The following is a 23,030-nucleotide window of genomic DNA, read 5'->3' on the forward strand; positions in this document are numbered from 1 at the left end:
CGATCAGAAGGGCACGGCCGCCTGCTCAGAACGGAACGTCTATTTGACCGTTGGTGGTGTTGGACTCGTCGTGGTCTGAGGTGTGGTACCCCAGCACGTACGGGCTGTGCGGGTCGGTGCCGAACGGCACGATCGGATCGGTGCCTGCGGTGCTCACGGTCGACTGTGCGGTATGCGGTATCGCCACTGTCGCCGCACTGGCGACGGGGGCGAGCGCGACACCGATGGCAGCGACGGCCATCACCGGGGCGAGGTACTTGATCCTGTTCTGCATGTCGTCCTCCTGGCTTGTCGGGCACCCTGTTGGGCTGGTTAGAAGATTGCCGCCTCGGCACGCCGAAGTCGTCACCGCTGACACCCGTCGTTGCCTGCGGCTACCTGCAACGCGGGTGCGGTAGCCAACCGGAAGGGCGCGGGCCGGACCCAAGATGAGGCAGAATCGCGCAGGTGACTCCGCCGCAACGCCCCCGGCAGCCCGATTGGCGCGGCAGGGGCGTGCCCCCGCCGGGGCCTCCGCGGCCACCGCGACGGCCGGAGCCGCCGACCGAGCGTCTGCGCGGGCCGAACCGCCCCGCCGATGTCGGCCCGACGCAGCGGATTCCGCGGCCACCGTCACCGGCCGATGCGTCACCCACCGAACAGATTTGGCGCACGCCACCGCCCCCGCCGCGCCCTCCGATGCCGGCACGGCGGGGCCCGCCGCCGGGGCGCGGGCGGGGGCGAACCCCCCCCGCCGATGCCGGCCCGACGCAGCGGATCCCGCGGCCACCGTCACCGGCCGATGCGTCCCCCACCGAACAGATTGGGCGCACGCCCCCGCCCCCGCCGCGCCCTCCGATGCCGGCACCGCCGCCGCCCCCGTCGCCCGAGCAGAAGCGGCGCCGCCTGTCCCGGATGTCGATCGTGCTCATCGTCGTGATCGTGGTGGCGCTGCTCGTCGGCGGACTGGCCGGCGGCGAACTCTATGCCCGGTACCGGGCCGACAGCATCCTGACCGAGGTCGCCGAATGCGTCGTCAAGGACGGCGCCTCGATCTCATTCGGCGTCAATCCGCCGTTCCTGTGGCAGCACATCACCGGTCACTACACCAACATCACGGTGGAAACCGACGGGCACAGGGTGCAGAGCGCCGACGGGATGACCGCCGACGTGACGCTCAAAGACGTGCGATTGCAGGACTCCGCGAACGGCAAGGGCACCATCGGATCGCTGACCGCGACCCTGAGTTGGAAATCCTCCGGCATCAAGGACACCGTGGCGGCCAACCTTCCCGGGGTCGGCAATCTGGTCACCGGCGTCAGCACGGACGCCTCCGCGGGCACCATCATCCTGAACGCACCCGGCAGCAGCGTCACCGCGAAACCCGTTGTCACCGACGGTGATCTGAACCTCCAGGTCGTCGACGTCACCGGCGTGCTGCCGGAAGACGCCGTGCAGGCAGGGTTGAACACGCTGACCAAGAAGCTGAACGACAACTATCCGCTCGGCATTCACGCCGACAGCGTGAAGGTGACGAGCACGGGCGTCGTCGGGACGTTCTCCAGCCAGAACGCGACGATTCCGAAAGCGGACGCCAACCCGTGCTTCGCGCGGCTGTGAGCGCGAATCAGTCTGCGACCACCGCGATTTCGTCGCCCAACTGGTAACCGGGTGCCAGCGGGAGCTCGTCGCCGCTCCAGAACACGCCGGGGTCGAACCAGTTGTAATGCTTCTCCGTCGACAGCAGACCCATCTCCTCATAGGTGATGGCGACGGTCTCCGCGCAGTACGCCGTCTCCAGTCCGACCTGCAGCTTCTCCTTCTTCCTGCGCTGGGCGGCTTCCCGAACTCTGTTGTGCACGAACGGAAGTCCGCGGGTGAGGTCGGCGACCGCGAGCCTGCCGCGAAACCACCGGCCCGTCAGCCGGGCCGTGGTGGGAAACGGCGTGCCGTCCATCCTCGCGACGACCTTCAACGCGAGGTCTTCCTGCTCGCGGGTGGCGAACGGCGTGAGCTGACGCAGCCAGCAGCGCTGGTGATAGCTGTCCATCCACCGCTCGACGGCCTGCCGTGCGTCGTGCAGTTGCACCCCGCGGTGGTGACCGCCGGTCCACATGTCGGTCAGCTTGTCGCCCAACTCGGCATGCCAGATCAGCGGTGGCAGATCCTCGATCGCGATGGTCATCCCGACGTGGTTGACCGGCGCGTTGCTCATCGTCTGGATCGCCCGGTCCGGTCCGGACGTGCCCCGGAACAGCCAGATATCGCCCGTCCTGGTCTCGTCCAACGCCCGACTCAGCGACACGGTGCTTTCCTTCACACGGGCAGCTTAGGCAAACTGTCGCGATGCGCAGCTTATGGAAGTGGGTTGGACTCGCCGGTGTCGCCGGCGTGGTGGCGGGCGGCGTGCTGGTCGCACGCGACCAACGCAAGCGCAACGCCTACACCCCCGAAGACATCCGCGCCCGACTGCACCAACGCGTCGCAGACGCCGACAAGGCCACTTAGGACGCGACGGCGTAGAGCCGGTGCGAGCCGGAGAACCCCTTCAACTGGACTTCGCGCCCCTCGTCGAACGCGATGTCCGCGTCGGTGAGGGCGTCCCGCACCACCTCGCTGACCAAAATCTCGCCGCCGTCGGCCTGCGCGGCCACCCGGGCCGCCATCGCGACGTTGCGGCCGAACAGATCGTCACCGCGACGTACCGACTTGCCCATGTGCACGCCGATCCGAACCCGAATCCCGTTGGGCCGTTTGCGGAGTGAGCGCTGCACAGCCATACTGCACCGCACCGCCTCGTCGGCCTGCGCGAACGCGATCATGAAACCGTCACCCTGGCTCTTCACCACGTGGCCGGAATGTTTGTCGACGAGCCTGCGAACCATCTTGTCGTGACTACCGATCAGCCTGACCCACGCGCGGTCACCGATGCGCTCGTTGAGCGCCGTCGAATCCTCGATGTCGGAGAACACGATGGCGACCTTGCCGCTGGGCGCCAACCGGGCGAGGTCCGGTCGTTCCACCTCGGCCCAATCGGCCAGGTCCTCGATCGACGAGCGCACCGCCGCGCCGAGGCCGTCCTTGCGCAGGATGTTGGCGGTCTGCCAGACCTGCTTGACAGCCTCCCGGCCGCCGGTGAACAGCATGTTCCTGGTGTCGACGCGCCGGCGCAAGTCGTCGAGTTCTCCCTGCTGGCGCCGGTAGCGCACGCCGAGGACGACGAGCGCCGCCGCCTCCACCGCCGCGACACCGGCGAGTACGTAAGCCGCAATCTGCGCTCCGATCACCGGTCAAGTATTGGATGCTGATCGCGTGAAGCCTCAGGCGCCCTACTACGAGAGCCGTTACATCCGCGCGAACCACCCCGAGCTGCCGCAGGCGCTGTGGCTGCGCGAGACCCTGCTGCTGCCCACGGCGGGCGATCCGGTGGCCGACGTGTGGGTGATGGTGTTCGACCCCGACGGACAGGGCAACCGCGCGCTCAAGGAGCCGTACCCGATCGACGCCGCCGACTATGAATACGACGAGTGGACCGCCCGCATCGGCGCGACGTCCATCGACGACAAGTCCGCACACGGCGTCGTGACGGGCGGGAGCCGGTCGGCGCGATGGGACCTGCGCATCACCCCTGGCGGCGAGGACGCGGTGAAACTGCTCACCGACCGCGCGTACAGGGCGCGCATCCCGACCGCGAAAACCACGGTGCGCCATCCGTTGGCGCAGTTCGACGGGCGGGTCGAACTCGACGACGCCCGCCTGGTGCTCGACGGCTGGACCGGCAGTGTCAACCACAACTGGGGCACGCGGCACACCCCCGCCTATGCGTTCGGGCAGGTGTGCGGATTCGACGACGCGCCGGACACGACGCTGGAGATTGTCACTGCGCGGGCCGCGATCGGGCCGGTGTTGACGCCCGCGGCGACGCTGTTCGTGTTCCGGCACGCCGAGGGAGAGTTCGCGGTCCGCTCCATCGTGGGCAGCCTGCAGACCCACGGGCGCTATCAGCCGTTCTCGTGGGCGTTCGGCGGCCGGGTCGGGGATCGGATGATCGAAGGCGAGATCGTGGCGGAACCATCGGATGTCATCGGGCTGACCTACACCGACACCGACGGCGCGCAGAAGTACTGCTACAACTCGGCGATCGCGACATGTCGGGTTCAGGTGGCGGGCAAGGCCTTCGAGCGTGCGGAGCTGGTGGCCCCCCGGCGGGCGATGTTCGAGATCCTCACCGACAAGCGACTCGCCGAGGTGCCGCTGCTGGCCTGACCTACTGCTCAGACCCCGGTCGTCGACCCGGGCCGCACGATCATCAGCACGGTCACGGCCACCCACAGCAGGTTGAAAACTCCTGTGGTCATGGCCAATCGGGTGACGGCGCCGCCCGCCAACGCGGCACGCTGATCGGGCAGGATGGCCGCGATCAAGACCACCGCCGCGGCGGCCGTCAACCCGATCGACACCAGCACCCAGGCCTGGGTCAGCACACCCATCGACACCGCCGTCGCGATGCCCAGCAGGGGAACCGCGACGGCCACCACGGCGTACGTCCGGCAGATGCGGTGCAACACACCGGCGACAGGTCCACCGTTGTGGGCATATCGGCCAAACATGCTCGCCGCGACGGCAATTGGCCCAACAGCCAGGATCGCGACGACGACGTGGGCGCTGAGCAGGATTGCGGACATCGTTGTAGAGGCTAGGCGACTGCCTGCGGACCAGACGTACAGATTCTGGCCAAGATCCGCGCGGATCTGGCCACCCCATCCCGCGCGAGCAGACGCAAAGTGGCCGATTTTCTCGGCGTGTCGGGTACTTTTGCGTCTTCTCGTCGGGTGGGGTTACCAGCCTTCGGTGAGGACCCGATCCAGCGTGTCGACGTAGAAGTCCGCGCCCTCGACGTCAATGCACAACGGCGGCTTGGTTTTCAGGATGTTCTGATGGTCGCCGGTGGGCTGGATGATCACCCCGAGTTCGAGCATGCGGTCGCAGATCGCCGACGTCTCCTGAACGGCAGGCTCCAGCGTCGACCGGTCGCGCACCATCTCGACACCGAGATACAGCCCGATCCCGTGCACCGTGCCGATGATCGCGTGCTTGTCCTGCAGCGCTTGCAGTCTCGCCTTCAGGTGCGCCCCGACCGTCGCGGCGTTTTCCTGTAGCCGCTCGTCGCGCAGCACGTCGAGGACCGTCATCCCGATCGCACACGACAGCGGACTGCCACCGGTCGAGGAGAAGAAGTATCCCTGCGACCGGAAACCTTCGGCCACCGCGCGACTGGTGATCACCGCGCCCAACGGATAGCCGTTGCCAACCGATTTCGCGACCGAGACGATGTCGGGTACCGCGTCCTGCTGCTGGAAACCCCAAAACCATTCGCCGAGACGGCCATAGCCGACCTGGACCTCGTCGGAGATCGCCAGTCCGCCCTTGGCCCGCACCGCGGCATACACCTGTTGCAGATAGCCGTCCGGCAGCGCCATGCCGCCCGCGTTGCCGTACACGCTCTCGCAGATGAACCCCGCGGGCGGCCGGCCGTCGGCCGCCAACTGTTCGATCACTGCCACCGCATCGCGGGCGTACCGCACCGCCTCGGCGCCGCGGTACTTGCCGCGGAAGCTGTTCGGCGACTCGACGGTGTGCACCCAATCCGGCCGGGTGGCAAGCGCATTGGGATTGTCGGCTGTGGACGTCGAAACCGCGTCCGTGCCGTACGTCCAGCCGTGGTACGCCTCGCGGACGGCGACCACGTCCCGTCGGCCCGTCGCCGCCGTCGCCAGCCGGATCGCCAGATCGCTTGCCTCAGAACCGGAATTGACCAGGAACACGGTGTCCAGCGGATCCGGCAGCAGCCCGGCCAGCCGCTCGCTGAACTCGACGACCGCCTCGTAGTTGAACCGTGAGTTCGTGTTCAACTTGCGCAGTTGTCTGGCCGCGGTGTCCGCGATCCGCGGATGCGCGTGGCCCAGTACCGTCACGTTGTTGACCATGTCGAGGTACGTGCGGCCCGCCGTCGACATCAGATAGTGCCTTCGGCCGCGCTCGATCTGTGGTGGCCTGCGGTAGTAGAACTCCTGTACCGGAGCGAAACTCGCATCGCGGCGCGACAGCAGATCGCCCGCCTCGGGTGCGGTCACCGCGGGCAGCCCGAGTAGCGGCCGCGGGTCACGCGTCAGCGCCAGCCAGCCGGGCGCCACCTCCGGCCGCACCAACGCCGGCGCCGCAGGCGCACCGACCGGTCGCACCGCCACCTCGACCCAGCGGCCCGCGGGAACGTCGGCCAGCGGCTCACCGGCGCGCACAGCGCCGGACGCGACGTCGGCTCCGGTCAATGCCAGTTCGTACTCTGCGCCCCGCAACGTCGAACCGTCGATCTCACCGTCCCACGGTGCGACGAGCGCCAGCCCGGACGCCGCCCACAGCCTGACGCCGGTCGCCACCACCTCGGGGCTCTGCTGGCTGAGCCTGACCGTCCTGCTGAGTTGTGCCTCGCCGTACCGCGTGACGACGACCCCGGCGCCCGCCCTTGCCAATTCGTCCTCCACGTCGGGCCGCAGCGATCCGTCGTCGGTGAACGCGAAGTCGTAGACGTCCGAGGTGGTGCCCAGGTCCAGCGTCGTCACCGCGGAAGGATCGACGTCGAGAAGCGACCCCCGCAGCGGCGGCGGTGACGCGGCGAACCCGAGGTCGGCCTTGATCACCTCCGTCATCACGTCGATCGGGATCGAGGTCGCCTGTTCGAACATTCGCCACTCGCTGCCCGCCTGGTCGGCGAGATACGGGTTGTCGGGGTCAAGGCTGGTCTGCTGCGCTCCGCTGACGATCAGCACCGCGGCCCGCAGCACCAGCAGCGGCCACAACGCCTGTACCTCCGCCCCCGTCAGCGGCCTGATCGCGTGAAACGCCCTGACCGCGGGCAGGATCGAGACCGGTTCGCTGCCGACGTGGCCCAGCACCGACGACGCGGTGATCGCCAGATCGGCCACCGCCCAGGTGTCGGACAGGTCACCGAAGTCGATCACGCCATCCGGCCCGCCAGCACCGAGCACCACGTTCGCGTCGGTCATGTCCAGGTGCACCGCTTGGCGTGGCAGGTCGTCGACGAGAGGTGCGACACGCTCCCATGCCTCCTGCGTCGCCGCGTCAAGCCGGGCCCGGTGCAACGGGTCGGCGACATACGAGATCAGCTCGGACACGACGGCCTTGGCGTACCGCAGATCCCACTGCAGGATCCGGTCGAGACCGGGATGGCTGAACCCCTCGAGCGCTCGGCTCACCCGCCCGGCCACCTCGCCCAAACCGGCGACCTTGTCCGGCGACAGGTAGCCCGCCTCGAACAGCGTCCCGCCTGGCAGATAGCGCAACAGCCGCACATAGGCGGTACCGTCCACCAAACCGTCGATGGCCGTGCACACTTCGCCGGCGGAGTTGGGTATCGGCACGGCGATCCGCAACGCGGGTTCGGCCTCGGCGATGCGCAGCGCCGCCAAATCCTGCGCCTCGATCTCGGTGGCGTTGAACGCCGGATTGGCGATCTTCAGCACACCGACGACGGTGCCGTCGGCATCGGTCATGACGAAGTTCTTGTCCTGTTGGCTGCCAAGCGATGTCGCGCGGGCCTGCCGTCCGTAGTGCCGGGCCAGGATCTCCTCGGCTTGCGTCTCGCTCACTTGAGGCGCCGGAAGCTCAGGCGCCTCAAGGAAATTGAACCCGACCGTCACCGGCTGACGAATTGGACGACGGCTTGGGTGAAGGCGTCGTTGTCGTCTCCCGCGGCGGTATGCCCGGCGTCGGAGAGTTCGACGAACTCCGCGTGCGGCACCTTCTCCAGGAAGTCCTTCACCCCTTCCGGGCTGACCACATCGGACAACTTGCCGCGAACCAGCAGGACCGGGACGGTCAGATCCATCGCCGCCTGCTCGAGCTTTTCCTCCCGCACGAACGCGTCGTCGGCCGGGGCGGTCAGGAACTTGGGGTCCCAATGCCAATACCAGCGGCCGTCGCGTCGTCGCAGGTTCTTCTTCAGACCCTCCGGGCTGCGCGGCTTGGGCCGATGCGGCAGATACTCCGCGACCGCGTCGGCCGCCTCGTCCAGCGTCGCGAACCCGTGCACGTGGCTGAACATGAACTCGCGGATCCGGGCGCTGCCGCTCTTCTCGTATCGCGGCACCACGTCCACGAGCACCAGCTTGGTGACCCTTGCCGGGCCCGCCGCGTGGGCGACCAGGATGCCGGTCATGCCACCCATGCTGGCGCCGATCAGCATCACCGGGCGCCCGATCTGCTCGAGCACGGCGAGCGTGTCGGCGGCCAACGCATCGACAGTGTAGGTCGCGTCGGGGGAGCGGTCGCTGTCCCCGTGGCCACGGCTGTCCAACGCGACGACGTGGAATCCGTGGTCGGCCAGGATCTGGCCGGTGCTTTTCCACGAGAAGCGGTTCTGCCCGCCCCCGTGCAGGAGCAACACGGAAGGCCGACTGCTCGACCCGGGATTCCACTCGTCGGCAACCAGGACGAGGTCGTCGATGCCGCGGAACTTCACGGTCTGCGGTTCGCTGCGGGCGGTGCTCACGGCCTCACGTTACCCAGACGATAATTTGCGTCGATCTTCGGCCCAGCAGGTGCATAGCGTCCCTAGACTTTGCGATCGTGCAGCCAGATCCAGTCAGCGAGGACGACCGAGGTTGCATCATCGAGGCGGCCTACAGCTGTCTGTCCGAGCCGCACGCGGGTCCGATCCCGGTCGCCGCGATCCTGCAGCGCGCCGGGGTGTCGACGCGGGCCTTCTACCGTCACTTCGAATCCAAGGATGAGTTGTTCCTGGCGCTGCTGCGGCAGGAGAGCGACGGGCTGGCCGACCGACTCGACCGCATCCTCGACGAGCCCGGCGATCCCGTCGACCACCTGCGGGCGTGGATCCGCGGGATGTTCGGCTGGGCGCACGACGAGGAACTGCGTATGCATCTGACCGTGATCGACTCCGACGAGGTGCGCGCCGCCAAGGGGTATCGGGAGGCCCGTGAGCGCGCGCACCACGACAGGGAACGCTCACTGATCGAGATCATCCGACGCGGACGGGCCGACGGGTCGTTTCCGCTGGCCGACCCCGAACACGACGCGGTCGCCATCAGTGCTGTCATCAGCCGCGAGATGGCCAGTCAGTCCTCGGTTGACGAAGAGGGGTTGCGACGGTCGATGGCGTGGGTGCTGGAATTCGCGCTGCGCGCGCTGGGAGCTCAGACGACGACCGCAGGCCGGCGATGAGTTTTTGACACGCGGGCGGTCGGTACATCGAGAGCCGTTCATACGACAGGAGTCTGCGATGCCAGCGATCACCCCGTGCCTGTGGTTCGACAACAATCTCGAGGAAGCCGCGCAGTTCTACACCTCGGTCTTCCCGAACTCGACGATCGAAAGGTTCGAGCGCTACACCGATTTCGGCCCCGGCACGCCCGGCGAGGTCGTCTGGGGTGCGTTCGTGCTGGACGGCACCCGGTTCCTCGGCATCAACGGCGGCCCGGCGTTCCCGCACACCGAGGCGGTGTCGTTCATGATCGAGTGCAAGGACCAGGCCGAGGTCGACTACTACTGGGACCGTTTGGTCGACGGCGGACAAGAGTCCGAATGTGGCTGGCTCAAGGACCGTTTCGGGGTGAGCTGGCAGGTCACCCCGACGCGGGCGCTCGAATTGACGTCCGACCCCGACCCGGCTCGTGCCGCCGCGGCGACGAAAGCGCTGCACTCGATGCGCAAGATCGTCATCGCCGAAATGGAGGACGCGGTCGACGGGTGAGGCGGCGCAGGCACTCGATGGTCGCATCGGTGATGGGCCCGACGTCGTCGGCGTTCTCGCACATCATCACCATCGCCGACGCTTCGGTCATCACGTCGATGAGGAGGCGCATCAGCAGCTGACCGCGCGGCGAGGTGTCGAGTTCGAGCACCGACATCCAGCGGTGGAACCCGCGCTGGATGTCGCCGCGCCGGATCGCGTCGAAACCCGCCGGGGTGTCACCGGACGCCAGCACCACCGCCGCGCGGCGATATGCCCAGATCGCGTTCAGATACGCCCGCGCGTTCGCCTCGAAGGCCCGCTGGCGGCTGGCGCCGCGATAGGCGTCGGCGGCTTCGTCGATGTAGCGGTCGATATCGGAGGTGAGCCGCTCGAAGATAGCCAGAAACAACTCGCGCTTACCGCCGAAGTGGTGGTAGATGCTGCCGATGCTGGCCCGGGAGTGGTCGACGATATCGGCCATTGTCGCCGCGGTGTATCCGCGTGCGGCGAAAACCTCGGTGGCAGCGTCGAGAATGCGCTGCTGCGTCGCATCGGTCTTCGCCCAACGCCTGGTCGCGGTGGTCATGACATCAAGGTAGAGCACTTTTTGTCCCAGCTGGAACGCAATTCCAGAAACCCAGCCTGCGCCGGTCTCCCATTTTGCTGTCAGGGCCCGCGCACCGCGAGAAGTGGTGATTCTCACCGGCCCGGGCTATGTGTTGTGCGGCCAGAAATCTGTGATGTACGGTTCTGCGGCGTCATCCCGTGCAACACTCACAACTTGCGCACCAGGTTGTTCGCGGGAGGGATCGACAGCCTATGGCGATGAGGGAAACGCGAGGGAGGGCCCGGTAATGGTCGCTTCCAATCTCTTAGCCAAACCGGTTCGCGGCTTCGGCGGCTTTTATGCGATGGCGCTCGACACCTTCGTGGCCATGTTCAAGCCGCCGTTCGCATGGCGCGAATTCATCTCGCAGTCTTGGTTTGTCGCGCGGGTCTCTATCGTTCCGACGTTGATGCTCACCATCCCTTACACGGTGCTGCTGACGTTCACGTTCAACATCCTGCTGACCGAATTCGGCGCAGCGGATTTCTCCGGTACCGGCGCCGCGCTCGGCACGGTACGACAGATCGGCCCGATCGTGACGGTGTTGGTGGTGGCCGGCGCGGGGGCCACCGCGATGTGCGCCGACCTCGGCGCACGCACGATCCGCGAAGAACTTGACGCCCTCCGAGTGATGGGCGTCAATCCTATTCAGGCTCTTGTTGTTCCGCGGGTGCTGGCCGCCACGCTGGTGTCGCTGGCCCTGGCCGCGACGGTGATCCTGGTCGGCCTGGCCGGCGCCTACCTGTTCTGCGTCTACATCCAGCACGTGTCGCCAGGCGCGTTCGCGGCGGGCCTGACGTTGATCATCGGCGCCGCGGACGTCACGATCGCGCTGCTGAAGGCCGCGTTGTTCGGGTTGTCCGCCGGGATGATCGCCTGCTACAAGGGCGTCTCGGTGGGCGGCGGCCCGGCAGGCGTCGGGATCGCGGTCAACGAAACCGTCGTGTTCACGTTCATGGCGCTGTTCGCCATCAACGTGGTCGCGACCGCTGTCGCCGTGAAGGTGACGATGTGACCGTCTCCCGCCCCCATTCGCAGTTCCCGTGGCTGAAGGCCCGGTATCGGTCGGTGGCCGAGCCCTGGAACCGGATCGGCAGGCAGACGAAGTTCTACGGCACGACGCTGCGTTCGATCCACATCGCCGTCACCTCGTACCGGGTCGAGTTGATCCGGCAGATCGCCGCAATGGGTCTTGGCGCGGGTGCGCTGATCGTCATCGGCGGAACGGTCGCCATCGTCGGCTTTCTGACCGTGACGACGGGCGCGCTGGTGGCCGTGCAGGGGTACACCGACTTCTCCGAGATCGGCGTCGAAGCCCTGACCGGATTCGCGTCGGCGTTCTTCAACGTCCGGCTGATCGCGCCCGCCACCACGGCGGTCGCACTGTCTGCCACGATCGGTGCCGGTGCCACCGCGCAACTCGGCGCGATGCGGATCAACGAAGAGATCGACGCGCTCGAAGTGATGGGCATCCGGTCGGTCGCCTATTTGGCGTCCACCCGCGTGCTGGCGGGTCTGCTCGTCGTCATCCCGCTGTATTGCGTTGGGGGGGTTGCCTCGTTCTGGGCGGCGAAGTTCGGCACCACCGTCATCTACGGCCAGTCGACCGGCGTCTACGACCACTACTTCCGCACCTTCCTCAATCCCACCGACCTGATGTGGTCCTTCCTGCAGTGCATCGTGCTGGCCGTCGTGATCATGCTGGTGCACACGTTCTACGGCTACACCGCGCGTGGCGGACCGGCGGGTGTCGGTGAAGCGGTGGGTCGCGCCGTTCGCACGTCGCTGATCGTCGCCGCGTTCGTTCTCGTGATGATGTCGCTGGCCGTGTACGGCCAGTCCGGAAACTTCAACCTGGCCGGGTAAAGATGGACAGCGACGACACCGGCCTGCACCCAGCGTGGTACACGCTGATCCTGGTGGTGGGTTCGGCCCTGTTGATCTGGCTGTGCCTGGCTTTGTTCGCGGGCACCTTCCGCAGCGAGGTGCCGGTCACGCTGACGTCGGACCGCGCGGGTTTGGTGATGGAGACCAACGCCAAGGTCAAGATGCGCGGCGTGCAGGTCGGCCGCGTGGCCGCCATCCACGGCGGACGAGAGCCGGTGTCGCTGAAGCTGGAGATCGACCACGACCAGATTCAGTTCATCCCCGCCAACGTCGAGGCGCAGATCCGTGCGACCACGGTCTTCGGTGCGAAGTTCGTCGACCTGGTCTATCCGGAGAACCCCAGCCCGCAGCGGCTGGCCGCCGGTCAGGTGCTGCAGTCGCGCAACGTCAGCACCGAGGTCAACACGGTCTTCCAGAACGTGGTGGCGGTGCTCAACCAGGTCGACACCGCGAAACTCAACAGCACGCTCGCCGCGCTCGCCGAAGGTGTTCGCGGACAGGGCGAGAAGATCGGCCAGGCCACCACCGACGCCAACCAGGTGCTGCTGCAACTCAATCCGCGTAGCGAGACCATCCGCGCGGATTGGCAGGCGCTCAAGGGCTTCAACGACGCGTACAGCGGTGCGGCGCAGGACATTCTGACAGTGTTGAACGCGGCGAGCACCACAAGCCAGACCGTCACCAGTCACACCAAGCAGCTGGATGCGTTGCTGCTGGCCACCATTGGATTCTCCAACAGCGGCATCAACCTGTTGGCGCCGAATCAGGCGAACCTGATCAAGGCCGTCAACGTGCTCGAGCCGACGACGAATCTGCTCTACAAGTACAACCCCGAGTACACCTGCCTGCTGATGGGTGCGAAGACCATCCTGGACACCGGCGGTTACGAATCGGCGGGCGGCAACGGCCGCACGCTGATCCTCGACACATCCCTCGCGCTCGGCGACGACCCGTACCACTATCCGGACAACCTGCCCGTCATCGGCGCCAAGGGCGGACCCGGCGGCAAGCCAGGATGCGGGTCGCTGCCCGATGTCGCGAAGAACTGGCCGGTGCGCAACCTCGTCACCAACACCGGATTCGGCACCGGCATCGACTGGCGACCGAACCCCGGCATCGGCTTCCCGGCCTGGGCCAACTACCTGCCGGTCACCCGCGCAGTGCCCGAACCGCCGAGCATCCGCAACCTGTTCGGCGGGCCCGCGCCAGGACCGATCCCGTATCCCGGTGCGCCGGCGTACGGCGCCGACCTGTACGCACCGGACGGCACCCCGCTGTGGCCAGGACTTCCGCCCGCGCCGCCCCCGATGGCGCCGCGCGAACCGGGGCCGACGCCGGGTTCGGAGCCGTTCATCGTGCACTCGCCCGCACAGATGCAGCCGACACCGCTGCCGCCCGTACCGCTTCCGGAGCTTGCCGCCCCGTCGCCCTGACCGACCCCCCCCGCAACCGCGAAAGGTAACCAGCCATGAGAGAGAACCTGCGAGCCACGGTGGTGCGCCTCGCTGTCTTTCTGGTTGTGTGCCTGCTCGGGGTGTTCGGCTTGTACGCCGTGTTCGGGCAGATGCGGTTCGGGGAGAAGGCGCACACCTACCGGGCCGCGTTCACCAATGTCACCGGGCTCGAGAAGAACGACTTCGTCCGTATCGCGGGCGTCGAGGTCGGTCAGGTGAAAGACGTTGCGATCCAGCCGGATACCACCGCGATGGTCGAGTTCACCGCCGACGACTCGGTGGTGCTGACCGAGGGCACCAGGGCCGTCATCCGGTACGACGACCTCATCGGCGGCCGCTACCTCGCCCTTGAGGAGGGCGCCGGAGGCGTCAAGAAGCTCAACCCTGGCGACACCATTCCGCTGGCCCGCACGTCGCCTGCGCTCGACCTCGACGCGCTGATCGGCGGGTTCCGGCCGCTGTTCCGTGCGCTGGATCCCGAGCAGGTGAATGCGTTGTCCGGCCAGTTGATTGCGGCTCTGCAAGGTCAAGGCGGGACGATCAATTCGTTCTTGTCGCAGACCGCCGCGCTGACCAGCACGCTCGCCGACCGCGACCAGTTGATCGGCGAGACCATCGTCAGCCTCAACACCGTGCTTGGCTCGCTCGGCGACCAGAGCGACCAATTCGGTAAGGCGGTCGACGCTCTCGCGGAGTTGACGCAGACGTTGGCCGACCGCAGGCAGGACATCACCAACGGCGTGGCGTACGCCAACGCCGCGGCAGGAAGCATCACCGACCTGTTGGCCCAAGCGCGGCCGCCGTTCGCGAAGACCATCCGCGAGACAGATCGCGCGTCGGCGATCGTGGTGGCCGACCACGACTACTTCGACAACCTGCTCAACACCCTGCCGGACGCCTACCAAGCCCTTGCGCGACAAGGCATTTACGGTGACTTCTTCAGCTTCTACCTGTGCGATATCGTGCTGAAGCTGAACGGCAAGGGGGGCCAGCCGGTGTACGTCAAGGTCGCGGGCCAGAGCACAGGGAGGTGCGCGCCGCGATGAAACCCTTCGCTGAACGCAACCTCTTCGTCATCGGCGCCATCGGCATCGCCATCACCATCGCGATCATCCTGGGCGCGATCAACTACGACAAGCTGCCGTTCATCAACCAGGGCAAGGAGTACTCGGCCTACTTCGCGGAGGCCGGCGGGCTGATGGACGATGCCGCCGTTCAGGTTTCGGGTTTCCAGGTCGGCAAGGTCGAATCCATCGAACTCGACGGGACGCGGGTGCTGGTCAAGTTCACCGTGAACAAGGACATCCGCCTCGGCGACCGCACCGAGGCCGCGATCAAGACCAAGGGGCTGCTCGGCACGAAGATCCTCGAGGTCACGTCGCGCGGTGACGGGCGACAGGACGGCGTAATCCCGCTCGACCGCACCACCTCGCCGTACCAATTACCGGATGCGCTCGGCGAATTGGCCACCACGATCAGCGGATTGAACACCAACCAGCTGTCGGATTCGTTGCGGGTGCTCTCCGAGACCTTCGCGGACACACCACCCGAATTGAAGATCGCCGTCGAGGGGGTGGCGCGGTTCTCCCAGACCCTCAACGAGCGTGACGCCCAGTTGCGCGGCCTGCTGACCAACGCCGACAAAGCCACCACGGTGCTGGCTGAGCGCAGCAACCAGGTCGTCAGCCTGATCGGCAACACCAACGCGCTGCTCGCCGAGCTGCAAAGTCAAAGCGCCGCAGTCGATCAGATCTCCGGCAACATCTCGGCGCTGTCCCAACAGCTGCACGGTTTCATCGGTGAGAACAAGGCCACGATGCGGCCCGCGCTCGAGAAGCTCAACGGTGTGTTGACGATGCTGGACAACCGCAAAGAGCGGCTGCAGAAGTCCCTGCACCTGCTCACCGAATACTCGATGTCGCTCGGCGAATCGGTGGCCTCCGGCCCGTTCTTCAAGACCTACGTCGCCAACCTGCTGCCCGGTCAGTTCCTGCAGCCCTTCATCGACGCCGCGTTCTCCGATCTCGGTCTCGACCCGAACGTGAAGCTGCCGTCCGAATTGAGCGACCCGCAGGTCGGCCAGCCAGGCACCCCGGCGCTGCCGGTGCCGTTCCCAAGGACCGGCCAGGGCGGCGAACCGCATCTGACGTTGCCCGACGCGATCACCGGCAATCCCGGCGATCAGGGCTGCGGTCCGCCCGGCCTGCCGCTGCCAGGCCCGACCGGCTGTTACCCGTACCGCGAGCCGCTGCCCGCACCGCCGCCGGGTGGTCCGCCGCCCGGTCCGCCCGCGCCGGCCCCGCCGGGGCTGGATTCGACACCGCAGCCGACGCCGAGCCCCGTCGCGGTTCCCGGCCCCGGAGAGGTGGGTCCATGAGCCACATCCGCAGAAGCTGGGTTGCCGTCGCGCTCGTGGTGCTGCTGGTGGCCGGTGTGGTGGCGGTGTTGCGGACCACGGACACCATCAACCGCACGAATGTCGTTGCGTACTTCGAGAACAGCAACGGCATCTACGTCGGAGACGACGTCCGCATCCTTGGCGTGAACGTCGGCAAGATCACCGAGATCCAGCCGCAGCCCGAACGGGTGAAGATCTCGTTCTACTACGACAGCAAGTACAAGGTGCCCGCCGACGCGAAGGCGGCGATCCTGTCGCCGACCCTGGTGACCGCACGCGCCATCCAGCTCACCCCGGTCTACACCACCGGTCCGGTCCTCAAGGACAACGCGGTGATCGGAAGGGACCGCACCGCGGTGCCCGTCGAATGGGACCAGGTCCGTACGCAATTGGAGAAACTGGCCGACACCCTGCAGCCGACCGAACCGGGCGGGGTGGCGCCGCTGGGCTCGGTGATCAACACCACCGCCGACAACCTGCGGGGGCAGGGCGCCAACATCCGCGACACCATCATCAAGCTGTCGCAAGCGTTTTCGGCACTCGGCGACCACAGCACCGACATCTTCTCCACCGTCAAGAACCTGGCGATCCTGGTGTCGGCGCTGCAGGACAGCACCAACCTGATGCGTCAGCTCAACCAGAACCTGGCCTCGGTGACGGGACTGCTCGCCGACAACCCCAACGAAGTCGCCGACGCAGTGCGCGATCTGAACGCCGTGATACCGGAGGTGCAGCAGTTCGTCGCCGACAACCGGGAAGCGCTCGGCACCACGTCGGACAAGCTGGCCGGGGTAACCCAGGCGTTGAACGACAGCCTCGTCGACGTCAAGCAGTTCCTGCACGTGGCACCCAACACGTTGCAGAACTACGTGAACATCTGGCAGCCCGCCCAGGGCGCGGTGAGCAGCGTGCCGATGATCAACAACTTCGCCAATCCGATCTCGTTCCTGTGCGGCGCCATTCAGGCCGCGTCCCGGCTCGGCGCCGAGGAGTCGGCGAAGCTGTGCGTGCAATACCTGGCGCCGATCATCAAGAACCGGCAGTACAACTTCCTGCCGCTGGCACAGAACGTGTTCGTCGGCGCCTCGACACGGCCGAACGAATTGACCTACAGCGAGGACTGGATGCGCCCGGATTACATTCCGCCGCAACCACCGCCGGCCGCCGCACCGTCGGTGCCGCCGGACGCCGCACCGCCACCCCCGCCAGGACCCCCGCTGGCGGCAGAGGCGCCGATTGCGACGAATCCGGCCGACGGGCTGAGCGGCATGATGGTGCCGCCTGGAGTGGGACCATGATGCGCGGCAACGGGATTCGCATTGCGCTCGGCATGCTGGTGCTGTGCCTCGGGTTGGCGGGCTGCAGCGATTGGCGGGGACTGAACTCGGTGCCGCTGCCCGGCGTGCAGGGCGTCGGCCCCGGCTCGTTCACCATTCAGGCGCAGATGCCCGACGTCGACAACATCGAGCAGAACTCCCGCGTCCGCGTCGGCGACGTCAACGTCGGCACCGTCACCAAGATCGAGCGCCAGGGCTGGCACGCGCTGGTGACGATGCGGCTCAACCGCGACGTCGAACTGCCCGCCAACGCGACCGCCACGCTCGGCCAGACCAGCCTGCTGGGGTCACTGCACATCGAGCTGGCCCCGCCGAAAGACGTTCCGCCGCAGGGCAGGTTGCACGAGGGCTCGCTGATCCCGCTGGCATCCTCGGGTAAGTACCCGAGCACCGAGCAGACATTGTCCGCGATCGCGTTGCTGCTCAACGGCGGTGGCATCGGCAACATCCAGGACATCACCGAGGCGCTCAGCGCGGCGTTCGCCGGGCGGGAGAACGACCTGCGCAGCCTGATCGAGCAACTCGACAAGGCCATCGGCTACCTCGACGACCAAAAAGACGACATCATCGCGGCCACCGAAAGCCTCAACAACCTCGTCGGCCAGTTCGCGGCGCAGAAACCCGTCGTGGACAAGGCTTTGAAGACGATCCCCGACGCGCTGGTGGTGCTGAAGGACCAACGCAACAACCTCTCCGAAGCACTCGCGCAGCTCGGCAAGTTCAGCGCGCTGGCCGCCGACTCGGTCAACCAGACCAAGGACGCGCTCGTCCAGGAGCTCAAAGACCTTGGGCCGGTGCTGCAATCGCTCGCCGACTCCGGGCCGGCGCTGACCCGCGCGCTGAGCTTCCTGCCCACGTTCCCGTTCCCGAAGGAGACGCTCACCAACTGGATGCGCGGCGACTACGCCAACCTGACGTTGATCCTCGACCTGACGCTGAGCCGGATCGACCAGGGCATCTTCACCGGGTCGCGGTGGGAATGCGATCTGACGTGGCTCGAGCTTCAGTGGGGCCGCACCATCGGCCAGTTCCCCAGCCCCTGCATGTCGGGCGGCCCCGGCACCGCGGGTAACCCGTTGATCGCTCCCTACCGATTCGATCAGGGGCCCTAGCCATGATCCTGACGCGCAGAATCCTGATCCAGATGGCGATCTTCGCCGTCATCGCGACGACCGCGCTCGCCGTCATGCTGTTCGGCTACATGCGAGTGCAGGACATGGCGGGTATCGGGCAGTACACCGTCAAGCTCGAATTGCCGGAAACCGGCGGCCTTTACCCGCGCAGCAACGTCACCTACCGCGGCGCACAGGTCGGCATCGTAGACAGCGTCAAACTGACCGATACCGGTGTGCAGGCGGTGCTTTCACTCGACAAGAACGTCCCGATTCCCGCGGACCTGACCGCCGAAGTGCACAGCGTGTCTTCCGTCGGTGAGCAGTTCGTCCAGTTGATACCGCGCAGCGCGAGTGGTCCGTCGTTGAAGAACGGCGACGTGATTCCCGCCGACCGCACGACGGTGCCGACGGACATCAACAAGGTGCTGGCCGACACCACCCGCGGCCTGGAAGCGATTCCGCAGGAGAACCTGAAGACCGTCGTCGACGAGGCTTACGTCGCTGTCGGCGGCCTTGGCCCCGAGTTGCGCCGGTTGGTCAACGGCAGCGCCAATCTCGCGATCGACGCCCGCAAGAATCTCGATTCGCTGACCACGCTGATCGACCAGTCCAAGCCGGTGCTGGACTCGCAGACCGACACCGCGCCCTCGATCCGGGCGTGGGCGTCGAACCTGGCGAACGTCACCAGCCAACTGCAGAGCCAGGACCCGGCCGTCGCCGGAATCCTGCAGAACGGCCCCGGCGCCGCGGACGAGGCACGCGCCTTGTTCGACCGGCTGCAGCCGACGCTGCCCATCGTGCTGGCCAACCTCGTCAGCGTCGGCGAGGTGGCCGTCACCTACCGGCCGAGCCTGGAACAGCTGCTGGTGCTGCTGCCGCAGGGCACGGCGGTCACTCAGGCCGTCGGCGTGCACAAGCGCAACACCAAACAGGACTATGAGGGCGACGCGCTGACCTTCAACCTGAACCTGATGATTCCGGCGTTCCCGGCGCCGATCCCGCTGCCGCCGCAGCAGCTGCCGCCGCCGTGCACCACCGGCTTCCTGCCCGCCCAGCAGCAACGCGTGCCGACCTTCGAGGACTATCCCGACCGGCCGCCTGGCAACCTGTACTGCCGGGTGCCCCAGGACGCGCCGTTCAACGTGCGCGGCGCGCGTAACCTGCCCTGCATCACGGTGCCCGGCAAACGCGCGCCGACATGGCAGCAGTGCGAGAGCAACGAGAATTACGTGCCGCTCAACGACGGCTACAACTGGAAGGGCGATCCCAACGCGACATTGTCCGGGCAGGCTGTCCCGCATGTGCCGCCGGCGGTGCCACCTGCGCAAGCCGCTCCGCCGCCGGGTCCGGCGCCGCCGCCGATAGCGGCCGCCGAGTACGACCCAGCGACTGGCACGTACGTTGGACCGGACGGACGTGTGTACACACAGTCCAATCTGGCCCGCAGTGCCACAGAGGAGCAAACATGGCAGACGATGCTGTTGCCCCCGAAGGGGAAGTGAGCGATTCGACGGCCACCGAGCCGGAACCCAGCGGTGTCGAGCACTCGGATGCGGTCGTCACCGATGAGGTGACCGACGCGGTGGAGGACACCGAGCCTTCGGACGAGGTGGTCGCAGCGCCCGCCAAGGCCAAGACGCCGATGTCGCACGTCAAGCTCGGCGCCATCATTGGCACCGTCCTGGTCGTGGGGCTGGCCGGGCTGACGGGCTGGCTGGGTTTCCGCACCTACCAGTCGCACCAGATCGACGAGCGGGAGAAGCTGTTCCTCCAGGTCGGCAGGCAGGGTGCGGTGAACCTGACCACGATCGACTGGCAGCACGCGGACGATGACGTGAAGCGCATCCTGGACTCCGCGACCGGCACCTTCTACGACGACTTCCAGAAGCGCGCGCAACCGTTCACCGAGGTGGTCAAGCAGGCGCAGTCCAAATCGGAGGGCACCGTCGCCGCGGCCGGACTGGTGCCGGACTCGATCACCGACAAGGGCGCGGACGTGTTGGTCGCCGTGACGGTCAAGACCTCCAATGCCGGTGCGCCGGATCAGGCCCCACGCGCCTGGCGGATGCGCATCTCGGTGGAGAAGGTCGGTGACGAGGCCAAGGTCGCCAACGTGGAGTTCGTGCCGTGACCAAACACAGACAGGACCAGACCTCGGAGGAAGAAACCACTGTGCCTGCCGACACCGACACCGACACCGACACCGACACCGACGAGACGACCGAGACAGCCGAGACGGACGAGACGACCGACGCCACCGCTGAACCGGCCAAGCCGAGGCGACGTATCCAATGGTCGCGGGTGTTCGTCTTCGGTGTGCTGCCCGCGGTGGCGCTGCTGCTGGCGCTGGGCGCCGGATACCTGAAGTGGATGGACAACACCGTGCGCGACAACGACCGCGCGCGCGACGAATCGGTGCAGGCCGCCAAGGACAGCACCGTCAAGCTGCTGTCCTACAAGGCCGAAACCGTCGAGCAGGAACTCGGGGCCGCCCGCGATCTGTTGACCGGCGACTTCCGCGACTCGTACACCTCGTTGACCAACGATGTGGTGATTCCGGGGGCCAAGCAGAAGAACATCTCCGCCGTGGCAACGGTTCCCGTGGCGGCGTCGGTGTCGGCCAATCCGCGTGAAGCCGTGGTGCTGGTGTTCGTCAACCAGACCGTCGTCGTCGGACAGGACGCACCGACCGACACCGCGTCCAGTGTGCGGGTCACACTGGACAAGGTGGACGGCCGCTGGCTGATCTCCAAATTCGATCCGGTCTAGCGTGGCCGACCCTGGATGGCTGGACGTCTCGGCGCCGGCTGTGCAGCTGCGGGCGCTGACGTGGGGGCCCGCTGACGCGCCAATAGCGTTGTGCCTGCACGGTTTTCCCGATACCGCCTACGGGTGGCGAAAGGTGGCGCCCGCGTTGGTCGACGCGGGCTGGCGGGTGGTGGCACCGTTCATGCGTGGCTACGCGCCCTCGTCGCTACCGTCCGACGGCAGCTACCACGTCGGCGCGTACATGGACGACGCGCTGCGGGTGCTCGAGGCCGCGGGCCCGACGGGACGTGACGTGTTCATCGGTCACGACTGGGGCGCGATCGCGGGGGCCGGACTCGCCGCGATGCCTGACGCCCCCTTCCGCAAAGCGGTGATCATGTCGGTGCCGTTCGGTGCGGCGTTCCGCCCGCTCGGTCGAGTGCCCCAGCCGGGACGACTGGCCGCCAAACTGCCACGCCAGTTACTGCTCAGCTGGTACATCATGTACTTCCAATTGCCTTGGCTGCCAGACCGTTCCGCGTCCTGGTTGGTTCCGAAGCTGTGGCGCAGATGGTCGCCCGGCTATCACGCCGCCGAGGATCTGCGTTACGTCGGCGACGCGATCGGGGTGCCCGAGCGGTGGCGGGCCGCGCTCGGGTTCTACCGCGCCACCATCCGGGGCAGCAGGCCACCGGCCCGCTACGCCGAACTCGACAAGCATTGGCTGGACGCGCCGCGGCTGCCGACGCTGTATCTGCACGGCACCGACGACGGCTGCTCCCAGGACTACACGCCGTGGATCGCGCGGGTACTGCCCGACGACAGCGAGATCGCGCTGATCGAAAACGGCGGACATTTCCTGCAGTTGGATCAGCCCGACGCGGTCGGCAGCCGCATCGTCGACTTCATCGGTCGCACCTAGCGCTTCAGCCCGGGATGACTGCGCGCCACCAGTCGGGTGACCAGCGGGCGGGGCAGCAGGTGATTGGCCGCCGCCGCGATCCGGTTCGGCGCTCCCGGGATGATCACGCCCTTGCCCGCCGCCAACCCGTCGACCGCGGCCTTGGCCACCGCGTCCGGCTTCACCCACAGGAACCTGGGCAGCGACTTCTCGGCCACCTCGTCGGGAATGCCCGCCGCCTCGCCGAACCCGGTCTTCACGGGACCCGGGCAGAGCGTCGCGGCGCTGACACCAGTGCCGCGCAACTCTTCTCGCAACGCATGGGTGTACGACAGCACGAACGCCTTGGCCGCACCGTAGGACGCCTGGCCGGGCACCGGGCCGAACGCCCCCACCGACGCGACGTTGAGCACCGCGCCGCGGCCCCGCTTGACCATGTCCGGAACGAACCGGCTGCACAGGTCGACCACCGCGGCGACGTCGACCTCCACCAGGTCGAGTTCAGCCCGCGGATCGGAATCTGCGACGGCGCCAAGCGTTGCCATCCCCGCGTTGTTGATCAGCACGTCCGCCATGACGCCGAGCGCGGCCACCTGATCGGGCAGGGTCGCGCGGTCCTCGCGATCGGACAGGTCGACCGGCAGCACGTGAGCGAGGCCGCCCACGTCTTCGGCCAGTTGCCGCAGTCGGTCGGCCCGCCGTGCGACGAGGACCAATCGGTATCCGCGGCGGGCGAATTCGCGGGCGATCTGCTCGCCGATACCCGACGACGCGCCGGTGACGATCACGACGCCGTCGTCGCGCTTGGGCGGAAGCATGGGCAGACAATAGC

Annotated in this window: 24 protein-coding genes; 16 read left to right on the top strand and 8 right to left on the bottom strand. The window is 67.2% G+C overall.

The window, feature by feature from the left end:
* Positions 1-25: 25 nt before the first annotated feature.
* Positions 26-274, bottom strand: a complete 249-nt coding sequence (locus C1A30_RS33680; RefSeq protein ID WP_101952513.1) for a hypothetical protein — start codon at positions 272-274, stop codon at positions 26-28.
* 563 nt (positions 275-837) lie between these two features.
* Between C1A30_RS33680 and C1A30_RS33685 the strand changes: the two genes are divergently transcribed.
* Positions 838-1,599 carry a DUF2993 domain-containing protein gene (locus C1A30_RS33685; RefSeq protein ID WP_101952514.1) on the top strand — a complete coding sequence of 254 codons (762 nt, stop codon included), beginning with the start codon at positions 838-840 and terminating at the stop codon, positions 1,597-1,599.
* A gap of 7 nt (positions 1,600-1,606) precedes the next feature.
* Here the strand turns inward: C1A30_RS33685 and C1A30_RS33690 are convergent, their stop codons facing one another.
* Complete coding sequence (locus tag C1A30_RS33690; RefSeq protein WP_101953077.1) at positions 1,607-2,284, bottom strand: guanylate cyclase; 678 nt, start codon at positions 2,282-2,284, stop codon at positions 1,607-1,609.
* Positions 2,285-2,325: 41 nt separating this feature from the next.
* On the opposite strand from C1A30_RS33690, the gene C1A30_RS33695 reads away from it, so the two are divergent.
* Positions 2,326-2,487 carry a hypothetical protein gene (locus C1A30_RS33695; protein WP_101952515.1) on the top strand — a complete coding sequence of 54 codons (162 nt, stop codon included), beginning with the start codon at positions 2,326-2,328 and terminating at the stop codon, positions 2,485-2,487.
* Here C1A30_RS33695 and C1A30_RS33700 read toward each other — a convergent pair.
* Complete coding sequence (locus C1A30_RS33700; protein ID WP_200828499.1) at positions 2,484-3,266, bottom strand: adenylate/guanylate cyclase domain-containing protein; 783 nt, start codon at positions 3,264-3,266, stop codon at positions 2,484-2,486. The genes C1A30_RS33695 and C1A30_RS33700 overlap by 4 nt on opposite strands.
* Positions 3,267-3,291: 25 nt before the next feature.
* Here C1A30_RS33700 and C1A30_RS33705 point away from each other — a divergent pair, with 25 nt between their 5' ends.
* On the top strand, positions 3,292-4,245 hold the full coding sequence (locus C1A30_RS33705; protein WP_200828500.1) for a hypothetical protein: 954 nt from the start codon (positions 3,292-3,294) through the stop codon (positions 4,243-4,245).
* A gap of 8 nt (positions 4,246-4,253) precedes the next feature.
* On the opposite strand, the gene C1A30_RS33710 is transcribed toward C1A30_RS33705, so the two are convergent.
* The 3 genes from C1A30_RS33710 to C1A30_RS33720 all read right to left on the bottom strand — a co-directional run bounded on the left by C1A30_RS33710 (position 4,254) and on the right by C1A30_RS33720 (position 8,548).
* Positions 4,254-4,664 carry a hypothetical protein gene (locus C1A30_RS33710; protein WP_101952517.1) on the bottom strand — a complete coding sequence of 137 codons (411 nt, stop codon included), beginning with the start codon at positions 4,662-4,664 and terminating at the stop codon, positions 4,254-4,256.
* Positions 4,665-4,817: 153 nt separating this feature from the next.
* Complete coding sequence (locus C1A30_RS33715) at positions 4,818-7,697, bottom strand: aminotransferase (RefSeq protein ID WP_101952518.1); 2,880 nt, start codon at positions 7,695-7,697, stop codon at positions 4,818-4,820.
* Positions 7,694-8,548, bottom strand: coding sequence for an alpha/beta fold hydrolase (locus C1A30_RS33720; protein WP_101952519.1), 855 nt, complete (start codon positions 8,546-8,548; stop codon positions 7,694-7,696). Before C1A30_RS33720 ends, C1A30_RS33715 begins: the two co-directional genes overlap by 4 nt.
* A gap of 77 nt (positions 8,549-8,625) precedes the next feature.
* On the opposite strand from C1A30_RS33720, the gene C1A30_RS33725 reads away from it, so the two are divergent.
* Together C1A30_RS33725 and C1A30_RS33730 are read left to right on the top strand one after the other, a co-directional pair.
* Complete coding sequence (locus C1A30_RS33725; protein WP_200828501.1) at positions 8,626-9,240, top strand: TetR/AcrR family transcriptional regulator; 615 nt, start codon at positions 8,626-8,628, stop codon at positions 9,238-9,240.
* 58 nt (positions 9,241-9,298) lie between these two features.
* Positions 9,299-9,769: a VOC family protein gene (locus C1A30_RS33730; protein WP_101952520.1), complete on the top strand. Its 471-nt coding sequence runs from the start codon at positions 9,299-9,301 to the stop codon at positions 9,767-9,769.
* On the opposite strand, the gene C1A30_RS33735 is transcribed toward C1A30_RS33730, so the two are convergent.
* Positions 9,735-10,337 carry a TetR/AcrR family transcriptional regulator gene (locus tag C1A30_RS33735; RefSeq protein ID WP_101952521.1) on the bottom strand — a complete coding sequence of 201 codons (603 nt, stop codon included), beginning with the start codon at positions 10,335-10,337 and terminating at the stop codon, positions 9,735-9,737. The two genes, C1A30_RS33730 and C1A30_RS33735, sit on opposite strands and share 35 nt — an antisense overlap.
* A gap of 268 nt (positions 10,338-10,605) precedes the next feature.
* Here C1A30_RS33735 and C1A30_RS33740 point away from each other — a divergent pair, with 268 nt between their 5' ends.
* Genes C1A30_RS33740 through C1A30_RS33790 form a run of 11 tightly spaced genes read left to right on the top strand, consistent with a single transcriptional unit; the run spans position 10,606 to position 22,219 of the window.
* Positions 10,606-11,373 (top strand): ABC transporter permease, encoded by a 768-nt coding sequence (locus C1A30_RS33740; protein ID WP_101952522.1) that lies wholly within the window; start codon positions 10,606-10,608, stop codon positions 11,371-11,373.
* Positions 11,370-12,224 carry an ABC transporter permease gene (locus tag C1A30_RS33745; RefSeq protein WP_101952523.1) on the top strand — a complete coding sequence of 285 codons (855 nt, stop codon included), beginning with the start codon at positions 11,370-11,372 and terminating at the stop codon, positions 12,222-12,224. The genes C1A30_RS33740 and C1A30_RS33745 overlap by 4 nt, the downstream gene beginning before the upstream one ends.
* 2 nt (positions 12,225-12,226) lie before the next feature.
* Entirely contained in the window at positions 12,227-13,678 is a 1,452-nt protein-coding gene (locus C1A30_RS33750; RefSeq protein ID WP_101952524.1) for an MCE family protein, read from the top strand.
* Between the two features lie 35 nt (positions 13,679-13,713).
* Positions 13,714-14,745, top strand: a complete 1,032-nt coding sequence (locus tag C1A30_RS33755; protein WP_101952525.1) for a virulence factor Mce family protein — start codon at positions 13,714-13,716, stop codon at positions 14,743-14,745.
* The gene (locus C1A30_RS33760) at positions 14,742-16,076 is read left to right on the top strand and encodes an MCE family protein (RefSeq protein WP_101953079.1); all 1,335 of its coding nucleotides are present in this window, start codon (positions 14,742-14,744) and stop codon (positions 16,074-16,076) included. Before C1A30_RS33755 ends, C1A30_RS33760 begins: the two co-directional genes overlap by 4 nt.
* Positions 16,073-17,395 carry an MCE family protein gene (locus tag C1A30_RS33765; protein WP_101952526.1) on the top strand — a complete coding sequence of 441 codons (1,323 nt, stop codon included), beginning with the start codon at positions 16,073-16,075 and terminating at the stop codon, positions 17,393-17,395. The genes C1A30_RS33760 and C1A30_RS33765 overlap by 4 nt, the downstream gene beginning before the upstream one ends.
* Positions 17,392-18,546 (top strand): virulence factor Mce family protein, encoded by a 1,155-nt coding sequence (locus C1A30_RS33770; RefSeq protein ID WP_101952527.1) that lies wholly within the window; start codon positions 17,392-17,394, stop codon positions 18,544-18,546. Before C1A30_RS33765 ends, C1A30_RS33770 begins: the two co-directional genes overlap by 4 nt.
* A gap of 2 nt (positions 18,547-18,548) precedes the next feature.
* On the top strand, positions 18,549-20,051 hold the full coding sequence (locus C1A30_RS33775; RefSeq protein WP_101952528.1) for an MCE family protein: 1,503 nt from the start codon (positions 18,549-18,551) through the stop codon (positions 20,049-20,051).
* Positions 20,015-20,680: an Mce protein gene (locus C1A30_RS33780; RefSeq protein ID WP_101952529.1), complete on the top strand. Its 666-nt coding sequence runs from the start codon at positions 20,015-20,017 to the stop codon at positions 20,678-20,680. The genes C1A30_RS33775 and C1A30_RS33780 overlap by 37 nt, the downstream gene beginning before the upstream one ends.
* Positions 20,677-21,318: a hypothetical protein gene (locus C1A30_RS33785; RefSeq protein ID WP_101952530.1), complete on the top strand. Its 642-nt coding sequence runs from the start codon at positions 20,677-20,679 to the stop codon at positions 21,316-21,318. The genes C1A30_RS33780 and C1A30_RS33785 overlap by 4 nt, the downstream gene beginning before the upstream one ends.
* 1 nt (position 21,319) lies before the next feature.
* Positions 21,320-22,219, top strand: a complete 900-nt coding sequence (locus tag C1A30_RS33790; protein WP_101952531.1) for an alpha/beta fold hydrolase — start codon at positions 21,320-21,322, stop codon at positions 22,217-22,219.
* Here the strand turns inward: C1A30_RS33790 and C1A30_RS33795 are convergent.
* Positions 22,216-23,016 (bottom strand): SDR family oxidoreductase, encoded by an 801-nt coding sequence (locus tag C1A30_RS33795; protein ID WP_101953080.1) that lies wholly within the window; start codon positions 23,014-23,016, stop codon positions 22,216-22,218. The genes C1A30_RS33790 and C1A30_RS33795 overlap by 4 nt on opposite strands.
* Between the last annotated feature and the right edge of the window lie 14 nt (positions 23,017-23,030).

Source organism: Mycobacterium sp. 3519A (assembly GCF_900240945.1).
Lineage (GTDB): Bacteria > Actinomycetota > Actinomycetes > Mycobacteriales > Mycobacteriaceae > Mycobacterium.

Excerpts from the sequence above, each read along its gene's own strand:
- C1A30_RS33730 (WP_101952520.1), top strand. The coding sequence starts at position 9,299 with ATGCCAGCGATCACCCCGTGCCTGTGGTTCGACAACAATCTCGAGGAA.
- C1A30_RS33760 (WP_101953079.1), top strand. The coding sequence starts at position 14,742 with ATGAAACCCTTCGCTGAACGCAACCTCTTCGTCATCGGCGCCATCGGC.
- C1A30_RS33680 (WP_101952513.1), bottom strand. The coding sequence starts at position 274 with ATGCAGAACAGGATCAAGTACCTCGCCCCGGTGATGGCCGTCGCTGCC.
- C1A30_RS33795 (WP_101953080.1), bottom strand. The coding sequence starts at position 23,016 with ATGCTTCCGCCCAAGCGCGACGACGGCGTCGTGATCGTCACCGGCGCG.
- C1A30_RS33775 (WP_101952528.1), top strand. The coding sequence starts at position 18,549 with ATGATCCTGACGCGCAGAATCCTGATCCAGATGGCGATCTTCGCCGTC.
- C1A30_RS33695 (WP_101952515.1), top strand. The coding sequence starts at position 2,326 with ATGCGCAGCTTATGGAAGTGGGTTGGACTCGCCGGTGTCGCCGGCGTG.
- C1A30_RS33740 (WP_101952522.1), top strand. The coding sequence starts at position 10,606 with ATGGTCGCTTCCAATCTCTTAGCCAAACCGGTTCGCGGCTTCGGCGGC.
- C1A30_RS33755 (WP_101952525.1), top strand. The coding sequence starts at position 13,714 with ATGAGAGAGAACCTGCGAGCCACGGTGGTGCGCCTCGCTGTCTTTCTG.
- C1A30_RS33735 (WP_101952521.1), bottom strand. The coding sequence starts at position 10,337 with ATGACCACCGCGACCAGGCGTTGGGCGAAGACCGATGCGACGCAGCAG.
- C1A30_RS33710 (WP_101952517.1), bottom strand. The coding sequence starts at position 4,664 with ATGTCCGCAATCCTGCTCAGCGCCCACGTCGTCGTCGCGATCCTGGCT.
- C1A30_RS33750 (WP_101952524.1), top strand. The coding sequence starts at position 12,227 with ATGGACAGCGACGACACCGGCCTGCACCCAGCGTGGTACACGCTGATC.
- C1A30_RS33765 (WP_101952526.1), top strand. The coding sequence starts at position 16,073 with ATGAGCCACATCCGCAGAAGCTGGGTTGCCGTCGCGCTCGTGGTGCTG.
- C1A30_RS33685 (WP_101952514.1), top strand. The coding sequence starts at position 838 with ATGCCGGCACCGCCGCCGCCCCCGTCGCCCGAGCAGAAGCGGCGCCGC.
- C1A30_RS33770 (WP_101952527.1), top strand. The coding sequence starts at position 17,392 with ATGATGCGCGGCAACGGGATTCGCATTGCGCTCGGCATGCTGGTGCTG.
- C1A30_RS33780 (WP_101952529.1), top strand. The coding sequence starts at position 20,015 with ATGGCAGACGATGCTGTTGCCCCCGAAGGGGAAGTGAGCGATTCGACG.